1 protein-coding gene and 1 pseudogene are annotated in these 263 nt (G+C 46.0%); both read left to right on the top strand.

Annotation, left to right across the window (positions count from 1 at the left end; translation table 11 throughout):
- Positions 1-150 (top strand): annotated as a pseudogene (locus R0K30_RS22365) (cell wall hydrolase); the annotation flags it as partial.
- A partial coding sequence (locus tag R0K30_RS22370; protein WP_410613088.1) for a KR domain-containing protein occupies positions 149-263 on the top strand: 115 nt, incomplete at its 3' end. The pseudogene R0K30_RS22365 and the gene R0K30_RS22370, both read left to right, overlap by 2 nt.

Raw genomic sequence — 263 nt, forward strand, 5'->3', positions numbered from 1 at the left:
CAGCCGAATGAAAGAGCAAAAGAAGCGGTTCTTGATGCGATCAACGGCTGGGATCCTTCTGAAAACGCGATTTATTATTTCAATCCTGATACGGCGACAAGCAAATGGATTTGGGGACGTCCGCAGATCAAACAAATCGGAAAACACGTTGGCATTTTTCGTCCTGTTTTCATCTGTCTCGGCAGCCGTCCCGATTCTTGCGGCGGGTCAGAGCGATTATGCGATGGCAAATTCTTATATGGACTATTTTGCAGAAAACAATG

It is taken from the genome of Bacillus sp. SIMBA_154 (assembly GCF_046536015.1).
Lineage (GTDB): Bacteria > Bacillota > Bacilli > Bacillales > Bacillaceae > Bacillus > Bacillus pumilus_P.